This window comes from Bradyrhizobium sp. F1.13.3 (assembly GCF_040548265.1).
In the GTDB taxonomy this organism is placed as follows: domain Bacteria; phylum Pseudomonadota; class Alphaproteobacteria; order Rhizobiales; family Xanthobacteraceae; genus Bradyrhizobium.
Genome location: NZ_JBEPRI010000005.1, coordinates 219,377 through 236,993 on the forward strand (window position 1 = coordinate 219,377; position 17,617 = coordinate 236,993).

The window sequence follows — 17,617 nt, forward strand, 5'->3', positions numbered from 1 at the left end:
ACTCCTGTTGGGCCGGCCTGGGCCAGCGGTTTCAGGTTCGTGGTCTGGGTCCGATGCGGCTGGCAACCGCCCTCTCCCTCCCACGGCCTCTTGTTGCGCGAGACCGAAGCCTCACGCCTACCCGATCAGACCTTCTCGACCTGACCGAATTCCAGTTCGACCGGCGTGGCGCGGCCGAAGATCGACACCGCGACCTTCACGCGCGAGCGCGCCTCGTCGATTTCCTCGACCACACCCGAGAACGACGCAAACGGGCCGTCGGCCACGCGCACGTTCTCGCCGATTTCGAACGACACCGACGCCTTCGGCCGCTCCACGCCCTCCTGCACCTGGTGCAGGATGCGCATGGCCTCGGCTTCCGAGATCGGCATCGGCTTGTTTTCCGCGCCGAGGAAGCCGGTCACCTTCGGGGTGTTCTTGATCAAATGGAACGCCTCGTCGGTCAGCTTCATCTTCACCAGCACGTAGCCCGGGAAGAACTTGCGCTCGGCGTCGATCTTGCGGCCGCGGCGCACCTCCGTGACCTTCTCGGTCGGAACCAGCACCAGCTCGAACAGTTCCTCGAGCCCGCGCTGCTTGGCCTGCTCGCGGATCGATTCGGCGACCTTCTTCTCGAAGTTCGAATAGGCGTGGACGATGTACCAGCGCTTGTCAGACAATTGAGCCGTTGCTGTTGCCATCAGTGAATGCCCAGAAGGAAGGTGATGAGGACGCGGATGATCTGGTCGGCGGCGAAGAAGAAGATCGAGGCCACGGCGACCATCACGAACACCATGATGGTGGTGATCGTGGTCTCGCGCCGGGTCGGCCAGGTGACCTTGGCGGTCTCCGAGCGCACTTCCTGCAAGAACTTGAACGGGCTGACTGCCATCGTTTGATGTCCAACGTCCGTCGACAGACGCGAATGAATTTCAGGGATCCGAACAGCCGCCGTTGGCCCAACCCTCTGTCGAAGGATGAGCCGGAAATCGGGCTCGATTGTTCGGGGATTTCAAAGCCGCGCCGGAAATCCGCGTCTAACGGGCCGGCTGCGGGTGCGTGGTATCTACTGCGGATGGGGCCAAAGGTCAAGATAGGGAGGGCCCGCGCGCCTAAAACGACCTCCGCGGGCGACCGACCAGAGATCAGGCCGATCAAGGGCTTATCCGCCGCCTGCGAGGCGCCGTCCCAAGGCCGCAGCCGGTTCCTTGCAGGACGGCACCACCGGCGCCCCCTCACCTGCCGCGCCTCTGGCGACTCTCAAGGTCAGTCCGCCCGGTCGATCGTCGAAATGCCCGGCAACGGCACAACGAACTTTCCGCCGTCAGCGAAATAGCCGGCATGCTTGGCCCGGATCGGATCTACATAGCGCCAGGCGAAGACGACGACGAACGCCGGCTTGCGCTCGTAAAGGGCGGCAGGCGGCAGGATCGGGATGTCGTACCCGGGGCCGGCCATCACGTTCCCCTTCTTGGGGTCGTCGTCCACCAGGAAGTCGATCTTGTTCTCCAGGCCGAACTGCGGCAGCAGGGTCGTGGTCCCGACCGAGACGCCGTAGCCGGCCACGAGCTGGCCGCGCGCGTGGGCGGCATCGGCCATCGCGACCAACTCGTCGCGAATGGCGGCGATCCTCCTCGCATAGGGCACATAGTAGGCCGACTGATCGACGCCCAGCGTGTCTTCCTCGGCGATGAAGCGCGCGACCTCCGCGGATGGCTTTTTCGCGCCGTCGGCACGCTGCACCGTCACCCGGATCGAGCCGCCCTTGGTCTCGATGTGCTGGACGTCGATCACTTCCATGCCAAGCCGCGCGAAGAAGCGCGTCAGCGGCTTGATGTTAAAATACGACAGATGCTCGTGGTAGACGGTGTCGAGAAGGTTCTTCTCGGTGACGTCGACGCCATACTGCGTTTCGAAAACGAACAGCCCGTCCGGCGCAAGCACGTCGCGAACCCCGATCACCAGCGGGTCTAGATTGTCGACATTGGCGATCATGTTGTTGGCGATTACGACGCTGGCCGCGCCGTGGCTTTGCAGGATGCGGCGACCGATGGCATCGGTGAAGAAATCGCCGATGGTCTCGATTCCCGCTTCCGTCGCACGCCGCGCGATGTCGACGGCGGGATCGACACCCAGCACCCGCATGCCGCGCTCCTTAAAAAAACCGAGCAGCGATCCGTCGTTGCTGCCGAGCTCGACGACCAGCGAGCCCGGCGCGATGGCGAACCGGCTGACGACATCGTTGGCATAGCCCGCGAAGTGCTCCCGCAGGCCAAGCGAGAGCGAGGTGGTATAGACGTAGTTTCGGTACTGGATCTCTGGATTGCCGACGTGGAGAATCTGCAGATGGCCGCAGTCCGCGCACAGGTGCAGCGCCATCGGCACCGCGGCCCGAAAGACGGGATCGTCGACGCTTGCATCCGGCACCTGGAAGTTCGGCGTGCCAATGGGCATGCCTGCCATCGGGACGACAAGCTCTTGCTTGTCCGAATGACAGAGGCGGCAGGTATGACGGACGTAGAACAGGTTTTTCATCGTAGGACCGTAAGACGGAGACATGCGAACAGGTGAGGCAATCTCACCCGTGGTGATCAGATCGACGGCACCGCCTCAGGACGCCGGATATTCCGCGCGACCGATGATGAGGTCGATCGCGGCCATCATCCAGAACTGATGCGTGGTCTCGACGATGTTGTAACTGCGGCTGTCGACGTAATAATTGACGTCGCCGAGATTGCGCAGCGGATTCTCCGCGTTCATGCCCGACAGCGTGATCACATCGAGATTCATCGCCCGCGCCTGCGCGACCGCATTGAGAATGTTCTTCGAGCGTCCCGACGAGCTGATCGCGACGAGGCAATCGCCGGCGCGGGCGCTCAGCCTCACAGCGTGCGCAAGCCAGTCCTCGAAACCGTAATCATTGGCAAGGCACGACATCATGCTGGCATCGCTGAAGCAGAGTGCGGGCACTGATGCGTTCTTCGCCAGATCGATTGCGAGATGCGAGGCGATGCCGGCCGAGCCTCCATTGCCAATGAAGATGACGCGGCCGCCCTGCTCGCGCGCGCGCAACCAAGCCGTGCGGGTGACGGAAATCCTGGCGAAAACCCCGTCGTCAATTGCCGTCGCACGATGTAGGCGCCCTACGTAGTCGTCAAGGAAAGCCTTGTGATCGGGATCGACGGACTCGGCAGGCATGGGCTCGCGGCTCGACGGCGACATGACGCCCTGATACCGGCTATCACCAGCGATTGCAAAGGTATATTACCTTCGAAGTCTATCAGCAGCCGATTCGGCTTCCACCTTCACTCAACATTGGCGGGCCTGTTTCGCTGGGCATTCGCATCACGGATGTTCCTATGAAATGCATCGTTACTGGTGGCGCCGGCTTCATCGGCAGTCACCTCGTCGACCGCCTCCTCGACGATGGCCACGAGGTCATCGCGCTCGATAATTTCGTGATCGGACGCCCCGAAAATCTGGTCTCGCGGATCGATTCGAATCGACTCAAGATCGTACGGGCCGACGTCACCGAACTCGAATCGATCAAGCCGCATTTCGACGGCATCGACTGGGTGTTCCATCTCGCCGCGCTGGCCGACATCGTTCCCTCGATCGAGTCCCCGATCCCGTATCACCGCGCCAATGTCGACGGGACCGTCAACGTTCTCGAGGCTGCACGGCAGGCCGGCGTCAGCCGCTTCGTTTATGCCGCGTCGTCCTCCTGCTACGGAATTCCCGACGTCTATCCGACGCCGGAGAGCGCCGAGATCCGTCCGATGTATCCCTATGCCCTCACCAAGAATCTCGGCGAGCAGTGCGTCATGCACTGGTGCCAGGTCTACAAGCTGCCCGCGGTCGCGCTGCGCCTGTTCAACGTGTACGGGCCGCGCCATCGCACCACGGGCACCTACGGCGCCGTGTTCGGCGTGTTCATGGCGCAGAAGCTCGCCGGCAAGCCCTTCACGGTGGTTGGCGACGGCGAGCAGACCCGCGACTTCACCTTCGTCAGCGATGTCGCCGACGCTTTCGTCACCGCAGCGCGCTCCGAGGTCTCGAACGAAATCTTCAACGTCGGCTCCGACAACACCTACAGTGTCAACCGGCTTGTCGAGCTTCTCGGCGGCGACAAGGTCCACATTCCCAAGCGGCCCGGCGAGCCCGATTGCACCTATGCCGACATCACCAAGATCAAGCGGATCCTGAAATGGACGCCGAAGGTAAAATTTGAGGACGGGGTCGCGACGATGCTGAAGTCGATGGATCAGTACAAGGACGCTCCCCTGTGGACGGTGGACAAGATCGCGGACGCCACCAAGGACTGGTTCAAATATCTCGGGGACAACAACGACGCGGCGTCCGGCGCGCCGCAGAAGGCAAGCCAGTGAACAGGTTCACCGGGTATCGTTGCCGCGAATCGATCAATTCCGGGCCGCCCGGCTGAGTCCGGCTGGCGCTTTGGGTTATTCACATGGGCAATCTTCCGACCGGCAATCCCGCGTTGAACGACCAACTGGCGGCGCACGAAAAGATCAAGACGATCGAGGAATTGGGCGAGATCGCGCGGTCCGCGCAGGCGCGGGGCCGGAAGGTTGCACTCTGCCACGGCGTCTTCGACCTCGTGCATCTCGGCCATATCAGACACATCCAGGCGGCGCGCAACGAGGGCGACGTCGTCATGGTGACGATCACCGCCGACCGTTACGTCAACAAGGGCCCCGGTCGACCGATCTTCCCCGAAAATATGCGGGCCGAGATGCTGGCCTCGCTCGCGACGGTCGATTGGGTCGGTATCAATCACACTTCCAGCGCCGAGCCGATCCTGGATACGGTGAGGCCGGACATCTATGTGAAGGGGTCCGACTACGAAAATCCCGAAGACGACGTGACCGGCAAGATCCGAACCGAGCGCGACGCCGTCGAGCGTCACGGCGGACGCATCGTGTTCACCCGCGACGTGACATTCAGCTCCTCGTCGCTGGTGAACCGGTATTTCGACATCTACGATCCTCCACTCCGCGACTACCTGCAAAAAGTCCGTGAAGGTGGCGGCGCCGATCGCCTGCTGAAGCTGATCGACAAAGTGCAGGACATGCACGTCGTGCTGGTCGGCGACACCATCATCGACGAATACCAGTACGTCACGGCGCTCGGAAAGGCCTCGAAGGAAAACATCGTCGCCACGCTGTTCAAGAGCGGCGAGCAATTTGCCGGCGGCGTCATTGCCGCGGCGAACCATGTCGCGAGCTTCTGCAAGTCGGTGGAGGTCGTCACGACGCTGGGTGGCAACGACTACCCTGAGGAGTTCATTCGTGCGCATGTCCGCCCGAATGTCACGTTGACGCCGATCCGCCTTCAGGGCCGTCCGACGACCCGCAAATCGCGGTACGTCGAGCTGGGGTATCTGCACAAGCTCTTCGAAGTCTACACCATGGACGATACGCCGCTCGAGGAGGCCGATCGGAAGGAGATCGACCGTATCACGACGGAGCGCGTCCGTGGCGCGGACGTGGTGATCGCCACGGATTTCGGCCACGGCATGATCGCGTCGAGCACGATCGACACCCTGATCGCCAACTCCAAGTTCCTGGCGGTCAATGCCCAGAGCAACAGCGGCAATCACGGCTACAATTTGATCACGAGGTATCCGCGGGCCGACTACATCTGCATCGACGCGCCGGAGGCCCGTCTGGCTGCAACCGACAAGTTCAGCGACATCGCGTCCGTGATCGAGGCCGGCCTGCACGGCAAGATCGATTGCGACAACATGATCATCACGCACGGCTCCTTCGGCTGCTACCCCTTCTCGTCGAAAACCGGTGTCACGCGCGTCCCCGCCTTCACCAAGACCGTCGTCGACACCGTCGGCGCGGGCGACGCCTTCCTGACGATCACTGCGCCGCTGGTCGCCGCCGGCGGCAATATCGAGGACGTCGCCTTCATCGGCAACGCAGCCGGCGCAATCAAGGTCGGGATCGTCGGCCACCGCAGTTCGGTCGAGAAGGTGCCGCTGGTCAAGTTCGTCACCGCGTTGTTGAAGTAGCGCGACGGCAGATACTGGAGAACGACAGTGATTGGTCAAAAATGGAATGTGATGGTCACCGGTGGTGCCGGCTATGTCGGCAGCGTGCTGGTTCCCCAGTTGCTCGCTGCGGGCCACAAGGTCACCGTGCTCGACCTGTTCATGTATGGCGAGGACGTGTTCGACGCCGTCCGCAACAATCCCGATTTGCGCCTGATCAAGGGCGACATTCGTGACGAAGCCGCGATCAACGAGGCCCTGCGCGGCAACAACGCCGTCATCCACCTCGCCTGCATCTCCAACGACCCGTCGTTCGAACTGGACCCGGGGCTCGGCAAGTCCATCAACTACGACTGCTTCCGGCCGATGGTGCGCGCCGCCAAGAAGGCGGGCATCAAGCGCTTCATCTACGCCTCCTCGTCCAGCGTCTACGGCATCAAGGACGAAGCCGAGGTGACCGAGGACCTGTCCTGCGAGCCGCTCACGGACTACTCGAAGTTCAAGGCGATGTGCGAAACCGACCTTGCCGACGAGGCCGCGTCCGGGTTCGTCGCCTGCACGGTCCGCCCCGCCACCGTTTGCGGCTACGCGCCGCGGCAGCGGCTCGACGTCGTCGTCAACATCCTGACTAATCTCGCGGTCAATACCGGCCGCATCCGCGTGTTCGGCGGAACGCAGCGCCGGCCCAATTTGCACATCGAGGACATGTCAGCCGCCTATCTGTTCCTGCTCCAGCAGGATGACGCAAAGATCGACGGCAAGACCTACAATATCGGCTACGAGAACCACTCGCTGATGAAGATCGCCGACATCGTCAAGTCGGTGGTCGGCAGCAATGTCGACGTCGTCGTCGAGCCGACGGACGATCTCCGCTCCTACCACGTCTCTTCGGAGAAGATTCGCCGCGAGCTCGGCTTTGCGCCGACCCACACGATCGAGCAGGCCGTGTCCGGCCTCGTCAACGCCTTCAAGGGCGGCCGCCTGCCGAACTCGCTCAATGACCCCCGGTACTTCAACATCAAGATGATGCAGAACATCAGCCTGAAGTGAGCGGCGTGCGGATCGGCATCGATTTCGACAACACGATCATCTGCTACGACAAGGTCTTTGCGGCCGTCGCACGTCAGCGTGGGCTGGTGCCGGAAGGGTGGGAGGGGCTGAAGACCGACCTCCGGGATCATCTCCGGTCCCGCGCGGGCGGCGAGCTCGCCTGGCAAGGACTGCAAGGCTTCGTCTACGGCAAGGGAATTGGCGGCGCCGAACTCTATCCGGGAGTGCGGGAATTCCTGGCGGCGTGCAAGCAGGCCGGCGCGAAGGTCTCCATCGTCAGCCACAAGACCCGATTCGGTCATCAGGACCCCGACCGCACCGACCTGCGTGACGCCGCGCGCGGCTGGCTGCGGGGAGCCAGGCTGATCGACGCTGCGGATGCGGCGCTGGCCATCGGCGACGTCTATTTCGAGGACACGCTGGCCGCCAAGGTCGAGAGGCTCGCGAGCCTGGAGCTCGACGTCTTCATCGACGATCTCGTCGACGTCTTCGAGCAACCGCATTTTCCGAAAGCAATGCGATCGATCCTGTTCACGCGGTCGCAGCCTCCCCACCCCGAACACTGCAAGCCGATCGCGACATGGGCCGATATCCGCCGCGAGGTGTTTGCGGCATGAGCGAGACCGACATCACCGCGCCGGATGCGATGGCGATCGGCAGCCGCCTGGCCGGTGCGCGTGTCGCGGCCGCCCAGCCGACAAGGTCCGGCGGCAACAACAGGGTGTTTCGGCTGGAGATGGCGGAGGGACCGCCCCTCGCCCTCAAGCATTATCCGTCCGACGGACGCGATCGCCTGGGACAGGAGTATGATGCACTCTCGTTCCTGGCGCGCCACGGCATCACGTCGACACCGCGGCCGGTCGCGAAGGACGCAGATGCGTTCTGCGCGCTGTACCAATGGTTCGACGGCGAGGCCGCAGTGCTGCGCCCCCAAGGCGACGATGCCGATCAGCTCGCCGATTTCCTCATCGAGCTGCAGAAGCTGCGCGAGGCCGAAGGCGCGCAGAACTTGCGCAATGCCTCGGCCAGCATCTTTTCGCCCGAAGCGGCCATCGTCCAGTATGAGCAGCGCCTGGACGGACTGCGGCGGGCTTCGGATGATCATCCTGACCTGCGTGCGTTCCTCGAAGGCAGCCTGGTTCCCATCACGGCCGTTGCGATTCGGCAGCTCCGCCGGCGCTACGCGGAACTGGGTCGGGATCCCGCAGCGGACCTTGCGCCGCCCCATCGCGCGCTGAGTCCGTCCGATTTCGGACTGCACAACGCACTGCGCGCCGAAGACGGGCGCTTGCGATTCATCGACTTCGAATATTTTGGCTGGGACGATCCGGTCAAGCTCATGTCCGACACCGCCATTCACCCCGGCAGCGATCTGCCCGAGGCGAGCGCGAATCACTTGATCGAACGGCTGTCGCGCGCCTTCGAGGCGAGAGATGACGCGTTTGCGATCCGACGTGACGTACTGTATCCTGTGTTCAAGGGAATCTGGTGCCTGATTGTCCTGAACGCCTATTTGCCGGACAGCCGCTCCCGGCGCGCAATGGCTGCGCAAGGTGGCGATGTTAGGATCCGCCTCGCCGGTCAGCTCGACAAAGCCCGCCGGCTTCACCAGACGATTCGGCCAACCGATTTACCGAAGTGACCCAAATCTCGCCCCACGCCGAAGCCGCCCTCACCTGCACGCTGGATGAGCGCAGCCTTTATCTGCGCCGCCTGGTCTTGGGGTCTGTCCGCTCCGCGGGACGCGGACATGTCGGTCCGGCATTGTCGCTGATCGAGATGGTCCGCGTGCTCTACGATGACGTGCTGCGGATCGATCCGAGCAACCCGCGCGATCCGGCCCGCGATCGCGCGATCCTCAGCAAGGGACACGGGTGTCTGGCGCTCTATGCGCTGTTGGCCGATCGCGGGTTTTTTCCGCTGTCGGAGTTGGACGGCTTCTGCGGCCCCGACAGCATTTTGGGCGGACATCCCGAATACGGAATGGTGCCGGGGGTCGAGGCGTCGACCGGCGCGCTTGGACACGGCCTGTCGATCGGTGTCGGCCTGGCGCTCGCCGCGCGCATGCGCGAGCGCAGCTACCGCACCTTCGTCCTGCTCGGCGACGGCGAGATCAACGAGGGATCGGTGTGGGAAGCTGCCATGGGCGCGGCCAAGCACGGGCTCGACAATCTTGTCGCGATGATCGACTACAACAAGCTGCAGAGCTACGGGCCCACCGACTACGTCCTGCCGCTGGAGCCGCTCGCGGATAAATGGCGCAGCTTCGGCTTTGCCGTCCAGGAGCTCAACGGCCACGACGTCGGCGCCCTGCGCACCGTCCTGAAGCAGGTCCCGGCCGTTCCGGGAAAGCCCACCGCGGTCATCTGCCATACCGTCAAGGGCAAGGGTCTGCCGGCCGCGGAATCCAACGCCGATTGGCATCACAAGAACAAGCTGACCGACAGCGAGCTCGACGCAATCCGCGTCGCCGTCGGGGATTTTTGATCGGCTCCTCATGCGCAACACCGCGATGAACATGATCCACAAGCTCGCCGCGCGCGACGAGCGTGTGCTCTACATCGGCTCCGATCCCGGCGCAGGCACCTTGCGCGCGATGAGCAAGGAGTTTCCCAAGCGCCATCTGATCGAAGGCATTTCGGAAGCGCACATCATCGGCATGTCGGCCGGTCTCGCGATGGAAGGCTTCGTGCCCTACATCAACACGATCGCCACATTCCTCACCCGCCGCTGCTACGAGCAGGTCGCCGTCGATCTCTGCCTGCACAATCTGCCGGTGCGGCTGATCGCCAATGGCGGCGGGCTCGTCTACGCGCCGCTCGGCCCCACTCACCAGGCGATCGAGGACATCGCCATCATGCGGGCGCTGCCGAACATGACGGTGGTCTGCCCGTGCGACGCCGACGAGGCGGCGCGGCTGATGGAGCAAACCCTCGACTGGACTGGACCGATCTACATCCGGCTCGGTAAGGGTGGCGACGCAATCGTCTCGAAGGCCGAGCACGGCTTCGAAATCGGCAAGGCCATCCTGCTGCGGCCGCCCGGCGACGTCGTCATGGTCACGACAGGTATCATGCTCCAGCGCGCACTCGCTGCGGCCGACATGCTGGCCGCGCAGGGCATTCGCGCCGGCATCCTGCACATGCACACGGTCAAGCCGCTCGACACCGAGGCGCTGCTGCAAGCGATCCGGGGCACCCGGCTCGTGGCGACGCTGGAGGAGCACGTGCCCTCCGGCGGCCTCGGCAGCGCAGTCGCGGAGGCGCTGATCGACAAGCTCGGCTCTGGCCTGCCCGCGATGCTGCGGTTGTCGCTGCCGGACCGGTTCATGCACAATTACGGATCGCAAGATTCGCTGTTGAAGAAGCACGGACTTTCCGCCGACGCCATCGCGACCTCGATCGCGCGCGCGCTCATCGCCTCGCCCACCTCCTCTCCTCAACTTCAATCCACCTGACGGGCCCCATGCACGACGTTCGATATTCCTATCTGCTCGAGCAATTCTCCGACCCGGCACCGATCCTGGCCGAGATCGGCCGGCTGGTGGCGACCGGTGACTTCACCTTGGGCAAGCCGGTCGCGGAATTCGAACGGCGCTTTGCCGAGCTGATCGGCGTGCGTCATGCCATCGGTGTCGGATCGGGCACCGATGCGCTCAAGCTGCCGCTCAAGGCGCTCGGCATCGGCCATGGCGACGAGGTCATCACGGCCGCCAACACTTTCATCGCCACCGTGGGCGCCATCGCGGAGACCGGCGCGACGCCGGTGCTGGTCGACTGCGACGACTCCTTCTGCATGAACGTCGACTACGTCGAAGCCGCGATCACGGAGAAGACCAAGGCGATCATGCCGGTTCAGTTGACCGGCGAGGTCACCGACATGGGCAAGCTGACGGCGATCGCCCAGCGTCACAACATCCCCGTGGTCGAGGATTCCTGCCAGGGCATCCTGTCGGAGTTCGCGGGAAAACGGTCCGGCACCCACGGTATCGCGGCCGGCTTCTCCCTGCATCCGCTCAAGAACCTCAACGTCTGGGGCGATGCCGGTGTCGTCGTCACCAATGACGACGGGATGAACGAGCGGCTTCGCCTGATCCGCAACCACGGCATGAAGAATCGCGACGAGATCGCGATCCTCGGCTGCAATTCGCGGCTCGATTCCCTCCAGGCGGTCGTCGGCAACTGGCTGATCGGCCAGACCAGCGAGATCACGCGCCGTCGGATCGAGAACGCGGCCTATTACGATTCGGGCCTTGCCGGCCTGCCCGGCCTGCGGATTCCGCCGCGCCGGCCCAACGTGAAGCACGTCTACCATCTCTACATGGTGTTCGCCGAGCGTCGCGACGAGCTCTACAAATACTGCCTGGACAACGGTATTGAAGCGAAGATCCACTATCCCATCCCGCTGTATCAGCAGGAAGGCCTCAAGCACCTCGGCTACGCGCCGGGCACCTTCCCGGTCACGGACCGCCACGCCCGGGAAGTCATCAGCTTCCCCGTCGACCAGCATCTGACGCGCACCCAGCAGGACCGCGTCATCGAGATCGTCCGGAATTTCTGCCATGGACGCTGACACCGGCCTCCGACGCATCGGTTACGTCAATCTTCCCGCGCAATTCGAGGAAGAGCGCGGCGAGATCATGCAGGCGGTCGAGGGCGTGTTCCAGCGCGGCGATTTCATCGGCGGCGCGGCCGTTGCGAAGCTCGAAGAGGAGCTCACCACCTATCTCGGCTCGCCGCATGTGGTGACGCTGAATTCCGGCACCGATGCGCTGATCCTGTCCTTGCGGGCGCTCAACATCGGTCCCGGGGACGAGGTGATCACCCCGCCGAATTCGTTCGTGGCATCGACCGCGGCGATCATCGCCGTCGGCGCCACGCCCGTGTTTGCGGACGTGCTGCCGGACCAGAATATCGATCCGGCCGCGGTCGAGGCCGCGGTCACCTCGCGCACAAGGGCGATCATGCCGGTGCACCTGACCGGGCGCATGGCCGACATGAATCCCCTGATGGCGATCGCGGCCAAGCACGCTCTCGCCGTCATCGAGGACAGCGCGCAGGCCGTCGGCTCGACTTATGACGGGCGGATGAGCGGGACCATCGGAACGTTCGGCTGCTTCTCCGCCCACCCGCTGAAGAACCTCAATGCCGCGGGCGACGCCGGCTTCGTCGTCACCGCCGATGCCGAGCTTGCCGCGAGAATTCGCCGCCTGCGCAATCACGGTCTGATCAATCGCAGTGACGTCCAGGAATGGGGCATCGTGTCGCGCCTCGACACCGTCCAGGCCGAGGTGCTTCGCATTCGCTTGCGTCACCTACCCTCTGTCATCGAACGCCGGCGCCGCAACGCCGCGCAATACCGCGCCGAGCTCGCCGGCCTTCCCCTGTTCATCCCGGTTTGCCGCAACATCGAGTTCAACACCTTCCACACCTTTGTCGTGCAGACAGACCATCGCGACGACTTCCAGAAATATCTTGCCGACAAGGGTATCGAGACCGCGATCCATTATCCGGTACCGATCCACCTCCAGGAGGCGGCGGCGCATCTTGGCCACGGTCGCGGCGCGTTTCCGGTGACCGAGCGGCAGGCGGATCAGATCCTCACGCTTCCCATCAACCAGTTCCTCTCGGCCTCGGATATCAGCTATGTTTGCGCGACCGCCCGGGAGTATTTTGCATGACGGACACGGCTTTCCTCGAGGCTGATGAGCAGGCACTGGCGCAACGCTTCATCGACGACGGCTTCGTCACCACGCCGGCCGACGATCGCGCCGGGCTCGACCGGATCCAGCGGCGCGCCGCTGAGCTCGCGGCGGACTATCTGAAGCTGCCACACGGCAACGACCCCTACGCGATGCTCGACACCATCCACACGCGGGTGAGCGTGGATGATCTCAACGGCCTGCGGCTGCACGTCTTCAACGGCCTCAACGCCGAGCCCTGGTTCCGGCCGACCTATTTCCGTCTGGCGCGCTCGACGATCGAGACCATCGTCGGCAACGAGCTCTGCATGCAGCGTCGCGTCAATCTCAGCATCCAGCTGCCGGGAGACGATTCGTCGCTGCTCGCCACCCATTCCGACGTGTGGTCGGGCGACTCCCCGTTCGAGGTCGTGGTGTGGGTACCCCTGGTCGACGTCCACCGCACCAAATCGATGTATCTGCTGCCGCCATCCCTGAACGGCGACATGCAGGACCGGATGACTAGCCTCCGCAGCGCCGAGGAACTCTACCAGACCATCAAGCCGCACGCGACCTTCATCGAGATTCCCTACGGGCACGTGATGCTGTTCAATCAGACCCTGATGCACGGCAATCGAGTCAACGAGGAAGCCGGCTCGCGCTGGAGCATGAACTGCCGCTTCAAGAGCATCATGTCGCCCTATGCGGACAAGCGATTCGGCGAATTCTTCGAACCGATCCTGCTGCGTCCGGCGACACGCGTCGGCATGCAATACAAGCTCCCGGGAGGCTTCCATGGCTGAGCGAGCCGGCCATCGCGGCTATATCGGCGCCCGGCCGCTGAACGGCAGCCGCACCCCGCAGCACGTCCAGAACATCGTGATCCGCGACTATGCGCGGCGGAAGAATCTGCATTATCTGCTCAGCGCCGCCGAGCACACCATGCCCGGCAGCTACATGGTGCTCGAGGACATCCTCGACGAGCTGCCGCGGTTGCGCGGCCTGATTCTCTACAGCATCTTCATGCTGCCGCCCGACGAGGCACGGCGACGGGAGATCTATGACCGCGTGCTGAGCGAGGGCTGCGATCTGCACGCGGCCGTCGAGGAGATCACGCTGTCCTCGCGCGACAACATCCAGGCCGTCGAGGACATCCTGCTCGTCAACAAATTCGCGACCATCCTGTAACGATGCCGCGGACCGGTTCAGGACAATGACCGAGATCAACCTGCTCCAGCCGATGCACGCATCGACCAAGCGGAACTACGTTCAGCGGGTCGTCGAGCACGACAAGGCGGAATCCGCCACCGTCGCGCGGCAATGGGGATACGACTATTGGGACGGCGACCGCCGCTATGGCTACGGCGGCTACCGCTACGACGGACGCTGGCGCCCGCTCGCCCAGACCCTGATCGACCGCTACGGCATCAAGCCCGGGATGAGCGTACTGGATGTCGGCTGCGGCAAGGGCTATTTGCTCTACGAATTCACCCAGCTCGTCCCCGGCCTCACCATCGCAGGCATCGACATCTCCGACTATGGCATCGCCAACGCCAAGGAGGAGGTGCGACCGCAATTGAAGGTCGGCAGCGCCGTCGAGCTCCCCTACCCCGACCATAGCTTCGATCTCGTGGTGTCGCTCGGCGTGCTCCACAATCTTCCGCTCGAAGACGTCTTCCGCGCCGTGTCGGAGATCGAGCGCGTGGGACGCGGCGCCTCGAAATATCTGATGGTGGAATCGTTCCGCGACGAGCGCGAGAAGGCGAACCTGCTGTACTGGCAGCTCACCTGCCTGAGTTTCCATGGTCCGGAAACCTGGGCCTGGATCTACGACAAATGCGGCTACCGGGGCGACCATGGGTTCATCTTCTTCGAATGAAGCAACGGGCCTGCACCGGCGGGCCTCGCTGCGGGCGCAAAATCCCGAAGTGTATTATTCGGACGACGCCATCGTTACGGCGGACGACGCCACGATCGCGGAGCTGAAGCGCATCGCCGCAGGCAATCCGCGTCTGCGCAGCCGGCTGTGCACGCATCCCGATCCCTTGTCCGGCCTTCACGAGATGCTGATCGTGCATCATCGCGAGGCCTATGTGCGGCCTCACAAGCATTTTGGCAAACCTGAATCCTTTCACCTGATCGAGGGCACCGCGCAGGTCGTGATCTTCGAGGGCGACGGCCGCATTCGCGACGTGCTCGAGATGGCGCCGTACGGCCGGGGCGCGCTTTGCTATTACCGGATGCCCGAGCAGGTGTTTCACTCGATCCTGATCACCTCGGAGTGGCTGGTGTTTCACGAAACCACCGCCGGTCCGTTCGATCCCTCCCGCACGGCATTCCCCGACTGGGCGCCCGACGGCAACGATGTCGCCGAGGTCCAGAACTACGTCACGAAGGTTGGTGCGCTCGCCACGGAGCATCTGGCCCATCGCCATACTTCACGAGCCATTCCAGCAGAGGTTTCTACCGATGACTGACCATTGCCGCCTCTGCCATTCGACCAATTTGCGCCCGGTCATCGACCTCGGACAGATGCCGATTGCGCATCGGCTTCGGCACAGCCGCGACGAACAGGAGGAACGGTATCCGTTCGAGGTGCTGGCGTGTGGCGAGTGCGGCCTGCCCCAGATCGTCAAGCCGATCGATCCCGACATTCTGTACCGGCAGTTCAACTACAATTTCAGCAGCTGGAAGCCGGAGCCGCACCAGGTCGACGAACTCGACACCATCGCCAAATTCTCACCCCACCAATCCGTGTTCGAGATCGGATGCAATGACGGCCTGTTCATGGACAGGCTTCGCGAACGCGGTGCGAAGGTCTTGGTGGGCGTCGAGCCCAACCCGGTGTCCGGCAAGATCGCCCGCGAGCGTGGCATCAAGGTCTATGCCGACATGATCAGCCCGGCGCTGTGTCACGACGCGATTGCCGAGGCCGGCAAGTTCGACCTCGTCGTCTCGCGCCAGGTGCTGGAGCACATCGTCGATTTCGAGAACTTTTTCGACTGCGTGAAGATCGCGCTGCGCGACGACGGGCTGCTGTTCATCGACGTACCTGATTTCGCACCCGGCTCGACGGCGGGCGACCTCTCGGTCCTCTGGGAGGAGCACGTCAGCTACTTCACCGAGCCGACGCTGCTCGCGCTGCTGGCGCGCCACGGCTTCGAGGCGGTGTCGGTGAAGAAATACAATTTCAGCGGCGGCAGTCTCGCGATCGCAGCGCGACGCGCGACGCGCGACGTGACGGCCCCGCCCGCGCCATCCGGCGTCGGCGAGAAATTCGGTCGGCGCGCCAGGGAGTACGGCGCGCGTCTTCGCCCGATCCTCGCCAAGGCCCGCGCCAACAGGGCCGAAATCGCCATCTACGGCGCCGGCTGCCGCGCCTGCACCTTCACCAATGCCCATGAACTCGGGGATCTCGTCGATCTCTCGGTCGACGACCAGAAGGAGCGCCAGGGCTTATTCCTGCCCGGGACCGGCATTCCGATCCGCCCGCCGGAGGACCTTGCCGGCAAGTCGAATCCGCTCGTCTGTCTTCTGGCCGTGAACCAGGAGAACGAAGACAAGGTCGGTAGCCGACTACGTGAAAACGTGAAGCGTCCGCTCCACATCGTTTCGATCTTCGCGCCCTCGGACATCTGGAGCGAGCTCGATCGCCTCGAGGCGGCCGCGGGGTCGCGGCATGGCTGAGGACAAGCTCTTCAACTATTACGAACGCCAGGACGTCCTGCCGACGTTCGGGAATTTCAAATCCGCCGCCGAACTCGGAGCCTATGCCGGCCTGCGGCGCGAGTTGTTTTCGGACAAGCTGGTGCTGCCGCCGCGGTTGTTCCGCGATGCAGACGTGCTCGAATTCGGCCCCGATTCCGGCGAGAACGCGCTGGTGTTTGCAGGCTGGGGCGCGAACATGACGCTCGCCGAGCCGAACCGGCATGCGCACGCGAAAATCCAGGCTTACTTCGCGCATTTCAGCCAAGCGGAACGTCTCCGCGAACTCGTGTCGTTCGACGTCGAAGGCTTTCGCAGCGATCGTCGTTTCGACATCATCGATGCCGAAGGATTCATCTATACGGTACAACCGACTGAAAATTGGCTCGGCATCTTTCACCGGCTACTCAATCCGGACGGTTACGCCGTCGTTTCCTACTACGAGCGCTACGGCGGCTTCTTCGAACTCGCGCTCAAGGCGATTCATGCGGCCGGCAAGGCACTGACGGGCCGTCCCGGACTCGAAACGGCGAAGCTGCTGTTCGACGCGAAATGGAACAGCATTCCGCACACGCGCAGCTTCGAATCCTGGCTGATGGACGTGCTCGAAAATCCTTTCGTCCGGCACCGCTACTTTCTCGACGCGGGAGCCTTGTGCACGGCGGCACATGAGCAGGGATTCGACATCCATTCGGCGTGGCCCGCCTATCGCGACAGCCTGGATGTCTACTGGCACAAGAAGGTTCTCTCCGACGACGAGAAGCTGCGGCGCGCGACGCGCCACCTCGGTCGCAGCCGTCTGAGCTTTCTCGGCGGACGGAAGCTCTATCTGGCCGGCAAGACCAAAGCGGTCGAGGCGATCTCGGCTTCGATCGAGACACTGGTTCTCGATGTCGATGCGATGATCGACGATCCCTTCGGCGATAGCCTGCCCCGTGTGATCGCGAGCCTCGCTTCGCTGCGCGAGACGATACCGACGACAGATGTTCTCGCCGACGGTGCGTCCGACATCGACGCCATCGTCGCGACCCTCGACAGTTTCCATCGTATTTTTGACGCGATCGGGCGACGGGATGCGTCCACAGTCACCGCTCTCACCCAATCCGACCAGGCGTTCATCAACACCTGGGGACAGCCGGCGCATTTCCTCGTTCTCCGGAAACGCTTCGAGGGGTCCTAGC

Annotated in this window: 19 protein-coding genes; 15 read left to right on the top strand and 4 right to left on the bottom strand. The window is 63.5% G+C overall.

The features are described from left to right. Window positions 1-125: 125 nt before the first annotated feature. From nusG to ABIB66_RS16240, 4 genes are all read right to left on the bottom strand, one after another. Window positions 126-680 (bottom strand): transcription termination/antitermination protein NusG, encoded by a 555-nt coding sequence (gene nusG, locus ABIB66_RS16225; protein WP_007602985.1) that lies wholly within the window; start codon window positions 678-680, stop codon window positions 126-128. Continuing rightward, window positions 680-871 (bottom strand): preprotein translocase subunit SecE, encoded by a 192-nt coding sequence (secE, locus tag ABIB66_RS16230; protein ID WP_007602984.1) that lies wholly within the window; start codon window positions 869-871, stop codon window positions 680-682. The genes nusG and secE overlap by 1 nt, the downstream gene beginning before the upstream one ends. A gap of 374 nt (window positions 872-1,245) precedes the next feature. Further along, window positions 1,246-2,538: a methyltransferase domain-containing protein gene (locus ABIB66_RS16235; RefSeq protein WP_354255001.1), complete on the bottom strand. Its 1,293-nt coding sequence runs from the start codon at window positions 2,536-2,538 to the stop codon at window positions 1,246-1,248. A 51-nt stretch (window positions 2,539-2,589) separates the two neighbouring features. Beyond that, window positions 2,590-3,177: an SIS domain-containing protein gene (locus ABIB66_RS16240; RefSeq protein WP_354209257.1), complete on the bottom strand. Its 588-nt coding sequence runs from the start codon at window positions 3,175-3,177 to the stop codon at window positions 2,590-2,592. Between the two features lie 161 nt (window positions 3,178-3,338). Here ABIB66_RS16240 and ABIB66_RS16245 point away from each other — a divergent pair, with 161 nt between their 5' ends. The 15 genes from ABIB66_RS16245 (at window position 3,339) to ABIB66_RS16315 (ending at window position 17,616) form a co-directional block, all read left to right on the top strand. Next, window positions 3,339-4,367: an SDR family oxidoreductase gene (locus ABIB66_RS16245; RefSeq protein ID WP_354209256.1), complete on the top strand. Its 1,029-nt coding sequence runs from the start codon at window positions 3,339-3,341 to the stop codon at window positions 4,365-4,367. A gap of 83 nt (window positions 4,368-4,450) precedes the next feature. Continuing rightward, complete coding sequence (locus ABIB66_RS16250) at window positions 4,451-6,022, top strand: PfkB family carbohydrate kinase (protein ID WP_354209255.1); 1,572 nt, start codon at window positions 4,451-4,453, stop codon at window positions 6,020-6,022. Between the two features lie 27 nt (window positions 6,023-6,049). Then, a complete protein-coding gene (locus ABIB66_RS16255) occupies window positions 6,050-7,051 on the top strand; it encodes an NAD-dependent epimerase/dehydratase family protein (RefSeq protein ID WP_354209254.1) in 1,002 nt (333 codons plus the stop codon). A 5-nt stretch (window positions 7,052-7,056) separates the two neighbouring features. After that, window positions 7,057-7,668: an HAD family hydrolase gene (locus tag ABIB66_RS16260; RefSeq protein WP_354209253.1), complete on the top strand. Its 612-nt coding sequence runs from the start codon at window positions 7,057-7,059 to the stop codon at window positions 7,666-7,668. After that, a complete protein-coding gene (locus tag ABIB66_RS16265; protein WP_354209252.1) occupies window positions 7,665-8,693 on the top strand; it encodes a phosphotransferase in 1,029 nt (342 codons plus the stop codon). Before ABIB66_RS16260 ends, ABIB66_RS16265 begins: the two co-directional genes overlap by 4 nt. Beyond that, the gene (locus tag ABIB66_RS16270; protein WP_354209251.1) at window positions 8,690-9,538 is read left to right on the top strand and encodes a transketolase; all 849 of its coding nucleotides are present in this window, start codon (window positions 8,690-8,692) and stop codon (window positions 9,536-9,538) included. Before ABIB66_RS16265 ends, ABIB66_RS16270 begins: the two co-directional genes overlap by 4 nt. Before the next feature lie 10 nt (window positions 9,539-9,548). Beyond that, a complete protein-coding gene (locus tag ABIB66_RS16275) occupies window positions 9,549-10,508 on the top strand; it encodes a transketolase family protein (protein WP_354209250.1) in 960 nt (319 codons plus the stop codon). An 8-nt stretch (window positions 10,509-10,516) separates the two neighbouring features. Continuing rightward, window positions 10,517-11,623, top strand: coding sequence for a DegT/DnrJ/EryC1/StrS family aminotransferase (locus ABIB66_RS16280; RefSeq protein ID WP_354209248.1), 1,107 nt, complete (start codon window positions 10,517-10,519; stop codon window positions 11,621-11,623). Then, window positions 11,613-12,731, top strand: coding sequence for a DegT/DnrJ/EryC1/StrS family aminotransferase (locus tag ABIB66_RS16285; RefSeq protein ID WP_354209247.1), 1,119 nt, complete (start codon window positions 11,613-11,615; stop codon window positions 12,729-12,731). The genes ABIB66_RS16280 and ABIB66_RS16285 overlap by 11 nt, the downstream gene beginning before the upstream one ends. Then, window positions 12,728-13,534, top strand: a complete 807-nt coding sequence (locus tag ABIB66_RS16290; protein WP_354209246.1) for a sporadic carbohydrate cluster 2OG-Fe(II) oxygenase — start codon at window positions 12,728-12,730, stop codon at window positions 13,532-13,534. The genes ABIB66_RS16285 and ABIB66_RS16290 overlap by 4 nt, the downstream gene beginning before the upstream one ends. Further along, window positions 13,527-13,919, top strand: a complete 393-nt coding sequence (locus ABIB66_RS16295) for an LIC12192 family sporadic carbohydrate cluster protein (RefSeq protein ID WP_247396583.1) — start codon at window positions 13,527-13,529, stop codon at window positions 13,917-13,919. The genes ABIB66_RS16290 and ABIB66_RS16295 overlap by 8 nt, the downstream gene beginning before the upstream one ends. 25 nt (window positions 13,920-13,944) lie before the next feature. Next, window positions 13,945-14,610, top strand: a complete 666-nt coding sequence (locus tag ABIB66_RS16300; RefSeq protein ID WP_275168124.1) for a class I SAM-dependent methyltransferase — start codon at window positions 13,945-13,947, stop codon at window positions 14,608-14,610. Beyond that, window positions 14,588-15,208: a WbuC family cupin fold metalloprotein gene (locus tag ABIB66_RS16305; protein ID WP_354255002.1), complete on the top strand. Its 621-nt coding sequence runs from the start codon at window positions 14,588-14,590 to the stop codon at window positions 15,206-15,208. The genes ABIB66_RS16300 and ABIB66_RS16305 overlap by 23 nt, the downstream gene beginning before the upstream one ends. Further along, window positions 15,201-16,418, top strand: coding sequence for a class I SAM-dependent methyltransferase (locus tag ABIB66_RS16310; RefSeq protein ID WP_354209244.1), 1,218 nt, complete (start codon window positions 15,201-15,203; stop codon window positions 16,416-16,418). The genes ABIB66_RS16305 and ABIB66_RS16310 overlap by 8 nt, the downstream gene beginning before the upstream one ends. Continuing rightward, window positions 16,411-17,616: a class I SAM-dependent methyltransferase gene (locus ABIB66_RS16315; protein WP_354209243.1), complete on the top strand. Its 1,206-nt coding sequence runs from the start codon at window positions 16,411-16,413 to the stop codon at window positions 17,614-17,616. The genes ABIB66_RS16310 and ABIB66_RS16315 overlap by 8 nt, the downstream gene beginning before the upstream one ends. Window position 17,617 lies beyond the last annotated feature (1 nt).